Consider the following 17,329-nt stretch of genomic DNA (forward strand, 5'->3'; position numbering starts at 1 on the left):
CTATTTCACTTCAAATTCCGTTTCACTAAGTTGGCGACCCTGGAGGAACATTTCTACCTTCCACCTACCTGGAGTTGATGCAGAACCTATAGTGTAACGGCACTGAGTATTCCAAATGGATGTGTCAATTTCACGGGTTTGATAGCGGTTTTGTTTGACAATTTCGCCATTAGGATTAATCCAATTACACCTTAAATCTAGCTTTTGACCCACGGGTGTATCTTTTAATGTCACACGGTAAAAAATTTCTGGGTTGTTCTGGCGGGTAATATTTCTCAGGTCAGCGCCATCATCTTGGGTGAGAGTGATCCGGTTGCTTTGAGTGGAAACTCGCTCCAGAGTAGAATTATGCTGTTTAATAGTGAATATTGTCCCAGTAATGGCGATCGCCACCGCAGCAAAGATCCCAATAGCAACTGTCCGATGACGTTTTTGCCGTACTTTTAGAACTTCCCGACGCTGCATTTGAACCAGCGCTTCATCTAGCAACTCTGGTGCTAAACCTAATTCCTGTAAAATTTGTTTGACCTCTTCCGGTGCAATTTCTGCTTCTCGACTGGCTTGCAGGTTTCCCACCTCAGCGATAATCTGCGTTAGTTGTTCTGTCGTTAGTTTCTGGGTCATAATCAAAGGCCACTCCTACATAAAAAGCGGTTAATTTTCTGCAAAAATAGCTTTGTAAAATTTTTGCTTCTATAGCACTTAGGCATAATCTAAGTTTTCTTGGCGTTCTTCTCCCAAGGGGAGACGCTACGCGAAGGCGGCTTGGCGGTTGGATAAATCAAGATTTTTGGCAATTATTGCGTAAGTCCTGTTCTAGTTAAGCTACAACTCCTTTTTGTCAATTTCCAGTTTTTATTTCCAGTCATGGAAAGTGCAATAATCAATTTTCTACAAGCGTAGCCATAGAATCAATTTCACCACAGACGAACACAGAGTTTGACAACTCGTCTTTTGACAAAGCCATAAACTTAAGGTAAATTTCCGCACTAGAAACCTGCCGCCAGAATTTATCAGAATGCTAGATTTGTCACTCATCACCATCCTGGGTTTCCTGGGCAGCTTTGGCCATTGCTTTGGGATGTGTGGCCCCCTAACCGTCGCCTTTTCCCTTTCTCAGCAGCAAACAGCAGCCAAAATACCGCAGTGGCGACAGCAATTAAAATTTCATCTCTTACTTAACCTGGGGCGGCTGTTGAGTTACGCTTTAGTAGGTGCTGGTATAGGGGCGCTGGGTTCAGTACTACTGCAAGGTGGACAGTTTGCAGGTGTAGGCAGTGATTTCCGGCGGTGGATGGCAATTATTACGGGGCTAATGCTAATTTGGTTTGGGTTAGGACAAGTAACACCAGACTTACTACCACGAATCCCTCTGTTACATCCGTTACTACAAGGACGTTTACATGAGCGTCTTAGTGCAGGGATGCTGAAGCTTTCCTCTAAAACTAGATGGTGGACACCCATGCTTTTAGGCATGACCTGGGGTTTAATGCCCTGTGGTTTTTTATATGCAGCCCAAATTAAGGCGGCGGAAACTGGTAATTTATGGATGGGTGCAGCCACCATGTTGGCTTTTGGTATGGGAACTTTACCCACGATGCTAGGTGTAGGTGTCTCTACTTCTTTGGTGAATAAAGATCGGCGCAGTCAGTTATTTCGCTTAGGCGGCTGGGTAACATTAATCATTGGCATACTGACTTTGTTGCGGACTGGTGACACAATGGTAGATTACAGTGGACACGCCGCTTTAATCTGCCTAATCTTGGCACTAATTGCCCGTCCCATCAGCCGCCTATGGGCTTCACCTTTGCGTTACCGTCGGGGGTTGGGAGTGGGTGCTTTTGTCCTGGCTGTGGTTCATACCACCCATAGCATTGAACATTCCTTGCAGTGGCAATTTCGGGCTTTCTGGTTCTTACCGCCAGATTTTCAGTGGGGCATGGCGGCGGGTGCTGTAGCATTAGTGTTAATTACCCCGGCAGCTTTGACAAGTTTTGAATCACTACAAAAATACTTGGGTAAGCTTTGGCGATATATTCATCTGTTGAGTGTACCAGCTTTACTCTTAAGTACCATTCATGCTGTATTGATTGGTTCCCATTATTTTGGTTCATTGCAATCAACATGGGCAAATAAATTAGCGGTAGTGTTAATAGTAATTGTCACCTTGGTGGTGTTATTGGTGCGTTCACCTTTGTTTTGGTCAATGTTAAATATAGAGAAGTTTTATGTACCCCCAAATAAATCGTAGTAAGAAGTATGGTAACAGCCGAAGAATTATCTATGTTTTTCTATTTTTGAGTTGTTTATTCATTTCAATAACTACTGCTGATCCTATTTTTGCCCATCAGGTGCAAATATCAGAAGATGTGGGTGCTACTATCCACATTGAGCCGAATGATAATCCTCGTGCTGGAGAACCTTCTCAAGCTTGGTTTGCGCTGACACGTAAAGGTGGTGAGGTGGTTCCTTTAACGGAATGTGATTGTGAATTATTGATTTATGCTGAACCCCATACGCCGGGGGAACCAGCTTTAATTGAGCCATCTTTAGAACCTGTAGCCGTTGAACGTTATCAAGGTATTCCGGGTGCTGAAATTACTTTCCCGAAGCCAGGACGGTATCAGTTAAAGCTCAGTGGTAAACCGGCGACTGAGGCGAGTTTTAAACCGTTTCAATTTGATTTTGAGGTAACTGTGGCTAGTGGAACAGTCAGAAATCCCGAAAATGTGCCAGATGGCAATAATATCGGGACTGAAGAAGTGGAGATTACATCAGGTTCCAATATTATGCTGCTAGTTGGGGTGATTTCCCTAGTTTTGGGTATTGTGTTTTTTGTGCTGCGGGGGAAGAAAGGAGAATGAGAGCAGTTATCAGTTATCAGTTATCAGTTATCAGTTATCAGAGATAGTTGGGTGGAAACCCCTGAGTAAATCGCCTTGAACACTGTTTACTGTTTACTGATAACTGTTTACTGTTACTCGTGTCGGTGTTGATGCCATTGCCAAGCATGAGTGACAATATCTTTGATGTCTGGGTATTGTGGTTGCCAGTTGAGGATTTTTCTAGCTTTTTCGCCACTACCAATGAGGGATGGAGGGTCTCCGGGACGGCGATCGCATTCTGTCACTGGTATACTCAATCCGGTAACTGTTTGAGCAGCTGCAATTACTTCTTTGACGGAAAAACCATTACCATTACCTAAGTTAAAAACTTCGCTGTCGCCATCTTCTAAGAGATATTGCAATCCTAAAACATGGGCTGCTGCTAAGTCGCTGACATGAATATAATCACGAATACAAGTGCCGTCAGAGGTGGGATAATCTGTGCCAAAAATAGAAATAGATTTTCTTTTACCTAAAGCTGTGAGTAAGACTAAGGGGATTAAGTGGGTTTCTGGTTGATGATCTTCTCCTAGTAATCCAGTAGGATCAGCGCCAGCTGCATTAAAATAGCGAAACCGGACTGATTTTAAACCGTAAGCAATATCAAAATCCGACAGAATCCGTTCCACCATCAGTTTGGTAGCCCCATAGGGATTAATGGGGTTTTGGGGGTGGTTTTCGGGAATGGGTACGATTTCTGGGACTCCATAGGTGGCACAGGTGGAAGAAAACACAAATTTTTTAATGGAGGCTGCTAGCATGGCTTCTAACAGCGTCAGAGTACCCACAACGTTATTACGGTAATATTTAGCCGGGTCTGTTACCGATTCCCCTACGTAGGCATAGGCGGAGAAGTGCATAACGGCGGTGATATTACGGGTTTTAAATAAATCATCTAATAAAGGGCGATCGCCTGTATCTCCTACTACCAATTCTACCTGCAAAACTTTTTCTACCAAATCTTGATGCCCATAAACCAAATTATCGAGGATGATGACTTGATAACCGGCTTGCTTCAAGGCAAGTACAGTATGGGAACCAATATATCCTGCTCCCCCTGTAACTAAGATGCTGGGCTGTTCAGACGACATAGTTTTTCCTTTAGAGTTGATAACTACACAATGAGTTGAGTTTACTGGTGCTACATTACTCATCCTAAAAATCAAAAATAATACACGCAGTGGGGAAAAATTGCACTAAAATCACTACGGCGGTAGTCTGTGGTAATGGGCTGGAGGTATTTGCTCTCAAGTAATAGTACGATTACAATTTGACGAGAAAATACATTTTATGCCGAAAATATCGAGGCTAACCCTTACGGGTGTGTCAGTTGTTCATGGAGGAAACTCCTGTTTACAACTGGCTCACAGCACCAGAAAATTTGAGAGTTAATCTATGTTTCTATTGCTAAGTCGAGTACTGCTGTGGCTGTTGATTGGCACTGTTGTATACTCTCTGTTCCAAAGATTTTATCCTTCTGGAACCTTTATTGGGAGATTAGTTTTAGTCATTGTCTTGGTTGTCCTAGCTTTGTCGTTTATTAACCCTACTGAACCAGCTGTGGCATCTTTGTGGAAGGTGGTATCATTTCCCCTGAAACCTTTGGGGGCTTCTGTTTTACTACTGATGTTTGCGGCTCAAAAAATTAAGGGCGGCGGAATCGATAAACCAGGCGGTTATTTGTTGGGTTGGTCGTTGACAATTTTACTGTTGGCGAGTACACCTGCGATCGCCTACTTTCTGGTGAGTGCGCCTATCGCTATCCTTGGTAATCCCAGCTTCGCCACTCAGCAAATTATTCAGAATCATCGTCTAGTTTCGGATCTCAGACTTGACAGTTCTGGACAAGAGGCTCTGGTAGCATGGAATCCAGCCACTACCCCGACGATAATTTCCGATGTGCCGGGCAATCCTACCTTGCTGAATCCAGATACAACCATAGCATTCAACTCTTTGGGTGTGAATGTTCCACCTTACCTGTCCCAAACTCCTCCCCAAGAAATTGCTACTCGCGGATTGCGAATTGAAGACTTTGTACCCAGTGCAGAAACTCTGCAACTCACAACTCAAGTTTGGGAAAGTTATCTCAGCCAAATTTACTTTTTCTTGCGTGGTAATCAAACACCTAATTAGAAAAGTAACTTTAACCTCTGAGAATGGTAACCACAGATGTTTGATCGGTTTTTATCTGTCTGCATCTGTGGTTTAATCTGAATTCGCTAAAGTAAGGTAGGGCGGACTGCCCAAATTCCCATAAAATACAAACTTATCCGCAGTTCAATCTTAGAAGATTAAGTTGCAAGATCCCTTTAATGGCAGAATTTCGACGGCTTGGTAAACTCGGTGCTTATTTACGTCCCCATTGGCGGGAAACTACATTAGGCATTTTCGCTTTATTATCTGTCAATGGGCTGGGTGTTTATATCCCCTGGTTGATTCGTTCAGCCGTTGACGAACTTTCGGACAGCTTTGATTTCAAGGACATATTATATTATGTGGTAGCAATTGTCTTGCTCACTTCCTCCATGTGGCTGATCCGGATGGCTTCGCGCATCTGGATATTTGGGGTAGGAAGACAGGTAGAATTTGATCTCAAACAACGGATTTTTCAACATTTACTGCGGCTAGAACCTGCCTATTTTGAAATTAATACTCCTGGGGATTTAATTAATCGTGCTACCAGTGATGTGGAAAATGTCAGGAGATTGTTGGGTTTTGCGGTACTGAGTTTAGCAAATACTCTGTTTGCCTATGCTCTCACCCTACCAGTCATGCTGGCAATTAATGTGAATCTCACACTGGCTTCTTTGGCTGTGTATCCCTTTATGTTCTGGTTGGTGCATATATTTAGCGATCGCCTCCGCGACCAACAAGGTATAGTCCAAGAAGAATTATCTGAGATGAGTGAACTCATTCAAGAAGATGTCAGTGGGATAGCGCTGATTAAAATCTACGCCCAAGAAGAAAATGAGCGTCAGGCTTTTGCCGACAAGAATCAGCAGCTATTGGCGGCTAACGTAAAATTGGCTAAAAGCCGTAATATACTGTTTCCGTTAATTGGCGGTTTAGCTAATCTCAGTTCTCTGGTAATTATCTGGCTGGGGGCGACACAAATATCCACGGGAACCCTGGCTGTGGGCGACTTTTTGGCGCTACTAATTTATGTCGAACGTCTAGTTTTTCCCACGGCTTTATTAGGTTTCACCATTACTGCTTATCAACGTGGTGAAGTTAGTATTGATCGTCTAGAGTCGATTCTGTCTGTAGAACCGAAAATTGAAGACGCAGCCGATACTATAGATTTACCCTGGAATGAGATTAAAGGAGAACTGACGGCGGAAAATCTCACCTATACTTACCCTGGTGCGACTAGTTCAGCTTTAAATCAGGTCAACTTTACAATTTTTCCTGGGGAAACTGTGGCGATTGTGGGGGCGATTGGTTCTGGTAAATCAACTTTAGCCAATGCGTTACCGCGTTTGTTAGATATTGCGCCGGGACAATTGTTTCTCGATCATGTCGATATTACCAGGATATCATTAGCAGATTTACGTCAGGCGATCGCCTACGTTCCTCAAGATAGTTTCTTGTTTAGCACCACAATTAAAAATAATATCCGCTACGGAGACCCAGTTAGTGAGTTACAAGATGTGGAGTCTGTAGCTAAACTAGCCCAGATTGATGCAGAGATTACTAATTTTCCCGATCAATATGAAACCATTGTTGGGGAACGGGGTATAACTCTTTCTGGTGGTCAACGACAACGTACCTCCTTAGCTAGAGCGATGTTGATGGAATCCCCCATCTTAATTTTAGATGATGCCCTTTCCAGCGTCGATAATCAAACTGCTACACAAATTCTCGAAAATCTGTCTAGTGGTTCCCGACGTAAAACCATTATTTTTATTACTCATCAGCTATCTGCGGCGGCTATGGCTGACCGGATTTTGGTGATGGATAAAGGTCAAATTGTCCAAATAGGTGATCACTCAGAACTATTGCAAACAGAGGGTCTCTATAAAAATTTGTGGAGTCAGCATCAAGTAGAAGAATTACTACGTTAATGTACAAGTAAAGCAGGTGCAGCACAAAAGTATCTCAGTTGCACCTGCTAAAAATTAGACTTTTAACAGAGTGACGGCGATATTACCAGAAAAACAAACATCAACATCACTCCCAGGGGTGCGATCGCGTTGGCTATAGTCCCCCACATAATAGAAATTATCCCCTTCCATGCGATAGTTTATCGGTAAAGGTTTAGTACAAGGTGGGCAAAATACCATCTCAGGATCAGGATCTCCCGGTTGTAAATGTGGCAAATTCACATTCCAGAAACTTCCTGGTTCCAAGGGACGGGGGAGTAAATCGGCTAAAACTTTAGCAGTCCACTGGCTAGCCACATTCCAATCCCAAGTTTGTCTACCTTTGTGGTATTGGGAAATCGCAATTCCGGGAATATTTTGGGTAGCAGCTTCCCGTACCGCCGCCACAGTACCGGAAATATAAGCATCTACGCCCAAGTTTCCCCCAGCGTTAATACCGGAAAGTACAAATTTGATATCTTGGCAAATGTGGCTGGTAGCAATTCTCACACAATCAGCCGGAGTCCCAGCGATCGCATATTTATTTTCCGAACGGCGTTGCAAATGAATTGCAGAAGTAGTCGTAACTTGATGCCCACATCCTGACTGATGGTCTTTAGGGGCAGCAATCATGATGTTTTCACCATTTATAGCCTGAAACAGAGCTTGAATGCCAGGAGCATCAATTCCGTCGTCATTGGTGAGCATTATAGTCATAGAGGGGAGGGAGTAGGGAGTAGGGAGTAGGGACTGGGTTTTATTATCGGTTTATGTCCTAACCTCCTGGGCGTGCAATACCACAGATATCAACTAACATCCGTGGTGAATCATTTCTGGACTGCGGTTATATCAAGTCCGATTGAATAATTACGAAACGCGAAAACCTACCAAACCTTTGCTATATCTCCCCTCCTCGCTTGCGGGGAGGGGTTGGGGGTGGGGTGACATGATTGTGGTACTCGTAACTAATTAAACGGAGATGATATTAACTACTCAAAGCTTTAAAAAACCGTTGTAAACCCTTAAATATGCTCGGCTTTTTCGCAGGTGTACCATCTGAGGCTGTTTGTGGTTGTCCCATAATTAAATCCAACTCATCACCGGTGGGTCTTTTGGGTAATTCTGCCACTTTTTCATACTCGCCATTAGTTTCAACCCATACCTCCCATAATCCCGGATAGCAGCGAAATACAGCCGTGGTATCATCCACAGGACGCAGGTAATAACAAGATTCAATAGTGCTAATGAAACGCTGGCGGGTTTGTCTGGCTGTATAACCAATACCCACTACCCCAGAATCTTCCAGGCGGGGATTTAACATTACAAAAGGGCGATCGCCTATATCTTCGCATAACTTTTCCACTTGGGGAACTTCCACCGCCGTGGGCGAAATAAATAAGAAGATCTCATCTTCTGGCTGAATTTTCGACTGTAGAGAAGCCGCCCGACCAGTACCGATATCCAAAATTTTAAACGGTGTATCAGCCCAATCACGTTTAGCTAAAGCCGCCGCACCAGCATCAGGAAAGAAAACCTTCAGGCGGGAATCATATTCTGCAAACATCGGCAAAAATTGTACCGCCACCGGCATCAGTTTTAGTTCTGGGAACAAAAAATCAACTTGTAAGCGACTGTAGCCATCTGCAAGGGCTGCTTGGGTGGCTATACGAGATTGCGCGATCGCTTCTTCGAGACTCTTGGGAAGTTCAGGCATAGTTTAGATATAAATTTAGCTTCTATAGCAACCGCCAAGGAGTTTAGGACAGAAACAGATCATGAAACCCTCACAATTAAAGAGTTTCCAGCCCTTCGACTACGCTCAGGGCGAGCCTGTTCCCTGTTCCCTCTTCCCTGTTCCCTGCTATAGTTCCATTGTTTCAGGATTTTTGGCAACAGCAACAGCTAAATCCCTCATTTTCCCACCGCCTCTGGGTTTATACCGTGACTGGCGAGATATAATTTCACACAATTACAGCTATGACATAAACTCAGAAGATATCCGAAATATTTTAAGCGATCTGAAAAGATGACACTCCCTATTTTTTTATAACGACTTTATCATGCCAAAAGAAGTACCTATAGTTAAGGCTCCTCAATGGTTACAGTTCATCCAATGGATCATTGACCCTGTTTCTTATCTACAAAATTGCCAAAAATATAGCCCCGATATCTTTGAGGCAGACATCAACGGGATTGGAGCAAATCAACGCTTGATATTTGTCAATAATCCTAAACTAATACAATACATATTAACTCACGATGGGGATACGCCCACCTTGGGCGATCGCAAAGAATTGATTTCACCAGGTGATGGTATTGGTGTCCTCCAACCTCTCATAGGTGATCGTGCAGTGGTTATGTTGGAGGGGGAAAAACACAAACTTCGTCGCCGACTTTTGATGCCACCTTTTCACGGAGAAAGGTTACAGGTCTATGGAGAGTTAGTAACCAAATTAACTACTGAGGCGATCGCCAAAAACCCCTTCCATATTAGTTTTAAGGCAGTTGAACTTACTCAAGATATTTCTTTGCAGGTAATTATGCAGGCAGTATTTGGTCTTTATCAGGGAGATCGCTATGATAAGATCAGACAACTGTTAATTTATATATTTGATACTTTTAATTCCCCCTTTACTTCAGGTTTTCTATTTTTAAAATTTCTCCAAAAAGATTGGGGTCTGTGGGGAAAATTTCTGCGTCATCGAGAAGAGTTAGATGATCTAATCTACAGAGAAATCTCTGAACGTTCTAGCGATTCTACTCAAAGTAATAGAACTGATATATTGTCATTGTTGATGACAGCTAAAGATGAAACAGGTCAGGGCATGACCCCACAAGAACTCAGAGATGAACTAATCACACTCTTGTTAGCAGGACTGGAAACAACCTCTACAACAATGGCTTGGGCGCTGTACTGGATACATCGCCAACCAGAAGTAAAAAAGAGGGTTTTGCAGGAGATAGATAGTTTAGGCGAGGAATATACAGCAAATGATGTTGTTGCCCTGCCCTATTTAACAGCAGTCTGTAATGAAACCTTACGTATTCATGCTCCCGTTGTGTTTACATTTTCCAGAGTGGCGCAGCAGGATCTAGATATACTCGATTATAAATTGCCAAAATATAGCCGTATTATGTGCTGTATTTACCTTTTACACCAAAGAGAGGATATTTATCCGGAACCAGATAAATTTAAACCTGAACGCTTCCTAGAACGCAAATATAGCCCTTACGAATTTATGCCTTTTGGCGGCGGAGCTAGGCGTTGTATAGGGGAAGCTCTGGCTATGTTTGAGATTAAAGTAGCCTTAGTAACCTTACTGTCTCGCTACGAATTTGCCTTAACAGATAGTAGAAGGGAAATACCTAAGCGTCGCGGGGTAATTCTCACACCTAACAGAGGTGTACCTATTAAAGTCATAGGATATCGCAAGTAAATGCTTTTATAAAATACAATAATTTTTTCTCATGCTAAGTAAATTCATGATTCAACTAGAAAAGTTAGCTGCTGTAATCAGGGCAAAAGATTGGTGGGTGTACAAACTAGGAGCAATACTAGGAAGTGGTTACGCTACATCTGCCATTTTAGATGTATCTTTATTCACTCTCTGGCCTGCTTTAATTTTCCTTTTAATTGCCCTAGTTCTAGATGCAACTTTCGCAAGCATAATTAATGATATTTGTGATGCAGAAGAAGATCATATCAGTGGAAAAACTAATTATATGTTTGGCAGATCTCCACTTTTTATTACTTCTGTTTTAATAGCTACTATTTTACCAGGGTTAATAGTATTAGTTTTTCTCAGGCATACCCCTTTAATTTTGGGAATTTATGTGAGTAATTGGCTGGTTTTTGCCCTTTACTCAATACCACCAATTCGCCTAAAGAAACGGGGATTTTGGGGTGTTTTGGCAATAGCATTAGGCGAAAGTTTCCTGCCACATTTGTTTGCCGTATTATGGATAGGAAACAATGCACATAAACCCCTACCGTTTATCTGGTTAATTTTGATTGGTGTTTGGTCTCTGGCGGCCGGATTAAGAAGTATTTTGTGGCATCAATTACAAGATATTGAAAATGATCTTGGTGCTGGGGTTAATACCTTCGCTGTGAGTAATTCTCCTCTGACCTTACAGAGATTGGGGAAATGGATTGTGTTCCCAGCAGAGGTTATAGCACTCATGGGGATATTGTTTTTCTTTCATCACCCCTTAATTTGGATTTTACTGTCAGTTTATTTAATAACAGAATATCTCCGGCATTATTTCTGGAAAATAAATATTATTATTGTTAAGCCTTCTGGCAATGACCGCTTGGCTTTATTTGAATATTATGACATATTTTATCCATTAGGAGCTATATATTTAGCCATCGAGAAAGACCCAATCAATTTAATTTTTTTAGGGATTTATGTCATATTCTACTCAAGTCGCATCTGGTGGTGGTGCAGAGATGCTCGTGGGTTGTTGACATGGGATATCCCTGCATATTACCGTAAATTAAAGAATTAATCTACCTGTTTTTAAATGGTCTAAAAAAATGAAACAACAGCCTGAATTATTATTGGATAATTTATCGTTAGAAACTGCTATAGATCGGGCAATCAATTTTCTTTGGTCTAGTCAACTTCCTGATGGTGAATTTGCAACTTATCTGACGGAAAAAAGAGATACAAGTGTAGAGGGATGTACAAGGACAACTTGCTATTTTGATAGCTGTAATTACTCCACTGCCTTAATTATTTATTGTCTTTCCTTTCGGGAAACTCCTAAGGTTAAAGAGATGATTTCCCAAGGATTGAACTTCCTTTTGTCCAATATGGTACGTCCTGGGATTTGGCATTATTATCCATCTAAAAATCCTTATCTTCGTGCCTTTACCTCACTACCCGATATAAGTGATACATCCTGTGTGTCGTTTATTTTAACGAAATATGGTATATCTCTAAATAATAAAAAACTACTTTTAGCTAATCGTAACCAAGATGGACTGTTTTCCAACTGGTTGATACCTAGTTTTTCTATGTTGTTTACTCATACTGGATACTGGTTCAATTATCGGCTAAAATACCCATCTGCTTTAAAATGGTGGGAAATTTTTCCAACTATAACCAAAAATGTTATTGATTTAGAACCAAATACTAATCTTGTTCTTTATTTAGGCGAAATTGAGGAAACCCAAAAAGCTATAGATTATGTAATTGATGTGATTCTTAAGGGCAAAGAGGAAGAATCTGATTTTTATTTTTGTTCTTTGGTTTTTGGTCATTACTATTTTATCTCTCGTGCCTATTTTAATGGTATTAATAGACTGGGAGTTTTAAAAGAAAAGATCATATCTAGATTAGAAAATGCCAGCTATGATGATCCGCTAAATGCGGCTTTGGCAGCTTGTACCTTGCTTAATTTCAGCCATCTAACACCAACTCTGGATAAAGCCATTAGTTTCTTACTAAATACACAGGAAGACAGTGGTAATTGGCCTAATATTATTTTTTACTTTGGTAGTAATCAGAAGAACTCTTGGTATGGTTCAGCAGAGTTAACAACTAGTTTCTGTATTGAAGCATTAGTAAGATATCAACAAGCCAAATCTTTTTTATTGGAGGTTGCTCAGTGAGATTTAAAGATTTTGTTCTAAAAAAAGCAAAAATAATACTTGCTTTTCAGTTTTTTTTGTGGTACATAATATCAGAAATTATCAGCTTTTTTTTAGGAAAAGCAACGTCACCTCTTACTGAATCTTATATCACCTCCAATGATTTAATTATTGATTTTTCACAACCAAGTTACTTACTAACTGAGAAACAATACTTGAACGATTTTGGACACCATAAGATATTTGATATACTTCTTGATAAGCATCTAACAAATTCCGAAAAAAGATACAGATTAAATAGACGTTTATCCTATCTTTTTTCCAATTATATTCCCACGAGTAAATCTTGGGTATTACCCTATGGTATTGGACATACTTTCTTAAAGTGGTTTTGTCAAAAAACATGGGTTAGAAACCGTTTTTTTGACAATAAAGTAGCCTTGATAAAAGAATTCTTGATCTTGATGGATCACTCAGTAATTTCTGAGAACGATATCATAGAACAAAGTTTAATTAACAACTGTTGGCTTCGTTGGAAATACATTGCTTTATCACAAATGAATCATATATCTTTTAACCACTGGGTAAAGATTATAGGGTTTTCCAATTTTCAAAAAATCTATCAACAAAAGCAAGGTGTAATTTTGCTGACTAATCGTTCAGTTCTAGTTTTATTGATTATTCTGATTCTTTATCGAGCAAATTTAGAAAAAAATATGGGAATAATTGGAACACATAAAGAAGCACTTCAATTACTTTCTTTATCTGATGACTGGATCGAGGAAATGATACCAGAAGAAATGGGGCAAGATCGGTTAAAAGGATTAAAGAGACAAACCTTTAAATGTCACAAAATTTTAAAAAGAGGAGGGATTGTCATTATAACTCCTGATGCAATTTTTACTGGTAAAAAAGCATTGATTTACCCATTTTTCAATCGTCCCCGACTCTTTCAACCTGGTTTTGCTAAAATGGCCTTAACAACAAACAGTATATGTATGCCAGTTAATATCTCCTTAACCTCTACCGGTCAAATTGAGGTTAAATTTATGGAGCCTTTTCAAACTATTGAAGGCAGTAAACAAGAGAAAATAAGCAATCTAGTTGAACAATATGCTAATTATCTTGAAAAAGTATGGAAAAAAGATTTTTCCAATTTGATGTTGGATGATTTGCCATATTTTACGGTTCCAAAATAGAAACAAACATTGATAAAATTTTTTTAGTATCAAAAGTAGCAATCTTATCTTTTCTTTTTTCTGGCCATGCTCAGTTATCTATTCAAAATATTTTAATACACCTAATATTTTTATTCCCACTGTACTGGAATATGAAATAAGCATCTATAACTTCGAGCCAAATTCATTCCAGGATCTACTAAGCCTTTTACTTCAAAGAAAAAGGGTTCATCCTGTTCCCCCTTCAGTGCTAATAAATCAAGATTACCATCTTCTACTATCACTACTTTTAATTGATATTTTCCTGGCAAGAGAGGTAATTCATTTATTGTACATTTAAAATTATTTTCCCCCATCTTTATTTTATAACATTGTTCACCATAATGACTATAAATAATGGCGATAGGGAATAATCCATCTTTTCCCAAAACGAAATTGATATTGATAGGATAGTTATCAATCTCTGAATGGCAAATTATCCGAAGTTCAACTTTGCTACCTGGAAAAATTTCTTCTCCATTGAGGGCAATTACTTCTACTTGTTCAATTTTAACTGTGTCCTGTTTCTCTCTAGTTACTAAATTTTTATCTATATTTTCAGCACGAATATTATTTGTCTCGATAGTCCCTGACAGAGTTTCTTGTTTAGTTGTATAATTTTCTCTTGTTTCCATCAATTCGTTGTAAGCGTGAATTATCTCATCAGGTTCCCCAGTGTTATGTACTTGTCCCTGATTGAAAAGAACAACACGGTGACAAAGTGATTTAATTTGAAACATTTGATGAGAAACCAGTAATATAGCTCCACCTTTTTTAATATAGTCTCTGAGATAAGTTTGAAACTTCTGCTGAAAGCGAATATCTCCCCCTCCTAAAGCTTCATCTATAATAAAAACATCTGGTTGTAATTGAGTATAAATAGAAAATGCTAACCTCAACTTCATTCCTGTACTGTATGTACCCACAGGGGCATCAATAAAGCTTTGAATACCCGAATAGTCAATAATGTCATGAATATTTTTCTTAATTTGCTGTTCACTAAGTCCATACATTGATAGTTTATTGTAGATATTTTCTCGCCCTGTCTGCACACCATTTAATCCAGATTGATTATCGATCATTATCACTTGATTAGTATGCCATGTCACCTCACCTATAGTAGGGCGTAAAATTCCCGTAATTAAATTAATTAATGTACTTTTCCCCGCACCATTATGTCCAATCAACCCTAGAACTTCCCCGGCTCTCAGTTGTAGATTAACATCGTAAACAGACCAAAATTCACCTGGACGTAGATGATTTTCTCCTTCTGGTTTACGGCGAAATTCCCAGAAAATATCTGCAATTGTATAGCGAAGTGATAACTTGGGATCTCGACAAAATCGTTTTGATAGCTGTCTTGTTTCTAATAGTATCTTTTCCATGATTTAATTTAGCGATCGCTCATTTATATAAGGTAAACATAAACGACAAAATAACCAGCTTACTAAAATTAAAATTACAGTTAAAGGTATTAATATAGATAGAACTAAAGTATTAACTGTACCCACACCATAAGCTAGAAATCTTGTCCCTTCAAATAGATAAGTGAGTGGATTAAATTGCTGTAAAGAATAAAGCCAATTTCCTGGTTGTATAACCACAAATACAGGAGTAACCAGAAATATAATCCAAGGAAAAAACTGCATAACATTTTCTAAATCTTTACTTAAAGCATTCCAAGGAGCTAATAATAAACCCAATCCAGATCCGAAACTAATAATTGAGGCAATACCCAAAAAAGCGAGAGGAAATGTCAAAGCAGGATTGATATTAAAAACTAAAAGAATAGCAATCAACACTGGCAACCGCATCAAGAAACCAAAAGTGGATTCTGCCAAACCAGCCATCATGATAGCTTCTAGAGGAATTTTTTGTCTGACCAATAGGTGAATGTATTGATTAAGTGAAACGCGCTGAATATTTAATGCTTCCAGAAACGTTTGTGCCATAATTAGCCCAAAGATACCATAAACTTGTGGTGGCACTGTACCTACCATTAAAAGGGGAATGCGATCGCCAAAGGTGGGCGTTGCAGCATCGCGCTGTCCTAATGTCAGTAAGATGGCTATTAAAGCTGAAGGTACAAATGCCCAAAACAGTCCCAGAGATGAATAACGATAACGTTGAGCTATATTTTGTAAAAACAGCCGTTTAGCAAATCCCGACGATGAGCGTAAATCTAGCCATGCACCTGTCAAAAATGCTCTGATTGAAAATAACTGACTTCTAGCACTGTTAATCTTGACAAAACCAGATACATTACTACTACTTTTATCATTCTGAGAAGGACGCAAATTCATGTTCTATCTCCTATAGGCGCAGAATTAACCTCCAAAGTAGATAATTGTACCAACTTATCAGCAAATATCTGTTCTGGATGGGGTGGAATTATCTCCCTAATAGATATAGATGCTTCCTTGCCAATATATTCCCACTCATAACGACGTTGCCAAGCTCGTTCCAAAGCTTCATCAATTGCTGCAAAAAAAGCACCCTGAGCTATAAAGCCTGTGATATTGTCCTCTAGGACTTCTGAAATACCTCCTACATCTGTGACGATGGCTGGTCTACCACACATCATTGCTTCTACTAAAGCTATGGGTAAACCTTCTGCACGAGAAGGCATAATCAGGGCGTGATGATGATGCCAAATATCTAGAATATTCTCTACAAAACCAGGGAAGCTAACATTTTTAATTCCCAAAAGTTTGGCCATATCCATCAGTGCATCTCGATCAACTCCCTGTCCAAAAAAAGAGATATGTAAATGACGATTTTGCCACTTGTCTTGAGCGAGAACTCTTAATAAAATATCTTGTCCTTTATCTAAAATCCAGAAACGACCAACACAAGCAAGTTTACAACAATCATTTTCTAGTTTGGGATATGGTAAAGCTTCTTGAATTATAGCTCGATGAGGATTTCTGATAACTTCAGCATTGGGCAAATGATAGCCAATTTGAGCTTCTGTTAAAGACAAATTGTGTTTAGATACAAAGAAACAATATTTGGCTTGAACATAGACATCTTGCATTAATTTATGGGTAATACCATGTTTCCAAACTGCATCTGATGCTTTCTGGCTGATGATCACATAGGGTAGATTGAGCCTAAGACAAAGCTTGGCAATTTCTACTCCATCGAAATTTTCCCCCTGAGAAATTACTACTAAAGATGCTTGTAAATATTTGAGTATATATTTATTGAAGACTATGAACAGGGATAAAACAGGATGATTAGAAACCAGTAAAAAGTCTAGTTTGCGTAGGAGTTGAACTAAGTATTTTATATCTTTGACCTTAATTCCATCAGCTTTCAATTGTTTAAATCGAGTATTTGTATTTACCCCATTCTTATAAGCAGTAACTACATAACCTAGATTTTTTAAATATTTTGCCGATTCAAACCAAAGTTCTTCACTACCTCCCCAAGGTTCGCAGCAAGAACTGATAAAAACAAATTTCTGAGTAAGGCTTTGATCTTTCATTGTTATTATATTGAGACAATCTTCCTCTATCCTATTTATAAAAAATTTCTAGCTTG

Annotated in this window: 15 protein-coding genes; 8 read left to right on the forward strand and 7 right to left on the reverse strand. The window is 39.6% G+C overall.

From position 1 onward, the window contains the following. Complete coding sequence (locus VB620_RS06745) at positions 1 to 624, reverse strand: DUF3859 domain-containing protein (protein WP_323195372.1); 624 nt, start codon at positions 622 to 624, stop codon at positions 1 to 3. 394 nt (positions 625 to 1,018) lie between these two features. On the opposite strand from VB620_RS06745, the gene VB620_RS06750 reads away from it, so the two are divergent. Beyond that, entirely contained in the window at positions 1,019 to 2,251 is a 1,233-nt protein-coding gene (locus VB620_RS06750; protein ID WP_323195373.1) for an urease accessory protein UreH domain-containing protein, read from the forward strand. Then, complete coding sequence (locus VB620_RS06755; protein WP_323195374.1) at positions 2,229 to 2,864, forward strand: hypothetical protein; 636 nt, start codon at positions 2,229 to 2,231, stop codon at positions 2,862 to 2,864. The genes VB620_RS06750 and VB620_RS06755 overlap by 23 nt, the downstream gene beginning before the upstream one ends. A gap of 113 nt (positions 2,865 to 2,977) precedes the next feature. Here the strand turns inward: VB620_RS06755 and galE are convergent, their stop codons facing one another. Further along, positions 2,978 to 3,976, reverse strand: a complete 999-nt coding sequence (galE, locus tag VB620_RS06760) for a UDP-glucose 4-epimerase GalE (protein WP_323195375.1) — start codon at positions 3,974 to 3,976, stop codon at positions 2,978 to 2,980. A gap of 304 nt (positions 3,977 to 4,280) precedes the next feature. Here galE and VB620_RS06765 point away from each other — a divergent pair, with 304 nt between their 5' ends. Continuing rightward, the gene (locus VB620_RS06765) at positions 4,281 to 5,018 is read left to right on the forward strand and encodes a hypothetical protein (RefSeq protein ID WP_323195376.1); all 738 of its coding nucleotides are present in this window, start codon (positions 4,281 to 4,283) and stop codon (positions 5,016 to 5,018) included. A gap of 179 nt (positions 5,019 to 5,197) precedes the next feature. Then, the gene (locus tag VB620_RS06770; protein ID WP_323195377.1) at positions 5,198 to 6,949 is read left to right on the forward strand and encodes an ABC transporter ATP-binding protein; all 1,752 of its coding nucleotides are present in this window, start codon (positions 5,198 to 5,200) and stop codon (positions 6,947 to 6,949) included. A 54-nt stretch (positions 6,950 to 7,003) separates the two neighbouring features. Here the strand turns inward: VB620_RS06770 and surE are convergent, their stop codons facing one another. Together surE and VB620_RS06780 are read right to left on the reverse strand one after the other, a co-directional pair. After that, a complete protein-coding gene (gene surE / locus VB620_RS06775; RefSeq protein WP_323195378.1) occupies positions 7,004 to 7,684 on the reverse strand; it encodes a 5'/3'-nucleotidase SurE in 681 nt (226 codons plus the stop codon). 268 nt (positions 7,685 to 7,952) lie between these two features. Beyond that, the gene (locus VB620_RS06780) at positions 7,953 to 8,681 is read right to left on the reverse strand and encodes a DUF1995 family protein (RefSeq protein ID WP_323195379.1); all 729 of its coding nucleotides are present in this window, start codon (positions 8,679 to 8,681) and stop codon (positions 7,953 to 7,955) included. A 346-nt stretch (positions 8,682 to 9,027) separates the two neighbouring features. Between VB620_RS06780 and VB620_RS06785 the strand changes: the two genes are divergently transcribed. Genes VB620_RS06785 through VB620_RS06800 form a run of 4 tightly spaced genes read left to right on the forward strand, consistent with a single transcriptional unit; the run spans position 9,028 to position 13,765 of the window. Then, a complete protein-coding gene (locus VB620_RS06785; protein WP_323195380.1) occupies positions 9,028 to 10,404 on the forward strand; it encodes a cytochrome P450 in 1,377 nt (458 codons plus the stop codon). A 46-nt stretch (positions 10,405 to 10,450) separates the two neighbouring features. Next, positions 10,451 to 11,479 carry a UbiA family prenyltransferase gene (locus VB620_RS06790; protein WP_323195381.1) on the forward strand — a complete coding sequence of 343 codons (1,029 nt, stop codon included), beginning with the start codon at positions 10,451 to 10,453 and terminating at the stop codon, positions 11,477 to 11,479. A 28-nt stretch (positions 11,480 to 11,507) separates the two neighbouring features. After that, the gene (locus VB620_RS06795) at positions 11,508 to 12,587 is read left to right on the forward strand and encodes a prenyltransferase/squalene oxidase repeat-containing protein (RefSeq protein ID WP_323195382.1); all 1,080 of its coding nucleotides are present in this window, start codon (positions 11,508 to 11,510) and stop codon (positions 12,585 to 12,587) included. Then, the gene (locus VB620_RS06800) at positions 12,584 to 13,765 is read left to right on the forward strand and encodes an LpxL/LpxP family acyltransferase (protein WP_323195383.1); all 1,182 of its coding nucleotides are present in this window, start codon (positions 12,584 to 12,586) and stop codon (positions 13,763 to 13,765) included. Before VB620_RS06795 ends, VB620_RS06800 begins: the two co-directional genes overlap by 4 nt. Before the next feature lie 110 nt (positions 13,766 to 13,875). Here the strand turns inward: VB620_RS06800 and VB620_RS06805 are convergent, their stop codons facing one another. Genes VB620_RS06805 through VB620_RS06815 form a run of 3 tightly spaced genes read right to left on the reverse strand, consistent with a single transcriptional unit; the run spans position 13,876 to position 17,273 of the window. Continuing rightward, positions 13,876 to 15,168 carry an ABC transporter ATP-binding protein gene (locus tag VB620_RS06805; RefSeq protein WP_323195384.1) on the reverse strand — a complete coding sequence of 431 codons (1,293 nt, stop codon included), beginning with the start codon at positions 15,166 to 15,168 and terminating at the stop codon, positions 13,876 to 13,878. 3 nt (positions 15,169 to 15,171) lie between these two features. Continuing rightward, positions 15,172 to 16,086: an ABC transporter permease gene (locus tag VB620_RS06810; RefSeq protein WP_323195385.1), complete on the reverse strand. Its 915-nt coding sequence runs from the start codon at positions 16,084 to 16,086 to the stop codon at positions 15,172 to 15,174. Beyond that, positions 16,083 to 17,273 (reverse strand): glycosyltransferase family 4 protein, encoded by a 1,191-nt coding sequence (locus VB620_RS06815; protein WP_323195386.1) that lies wholly within the window; start codon positions 17,271 to 17,273, stop codon positions 16,083 to 16,085. The genes VB620_RS06810 and VB620_RS06815 overlap by 4 nt, the downstream gene beginning before the upstream one ends. Between the last annotated feature and the right edge of the window lie 56 nt (positions 17,274 to 17,329).

It is taken from the genome of Nodularia harveyana UHCC-0300 (assembly GCF_034931085.1).
GTDB lineage: Bacteria > Cyanobacteriota > Cyanobacteriia > Cyanobacteriales > Nostocaceae > Nodularia > Nodularia harveyana.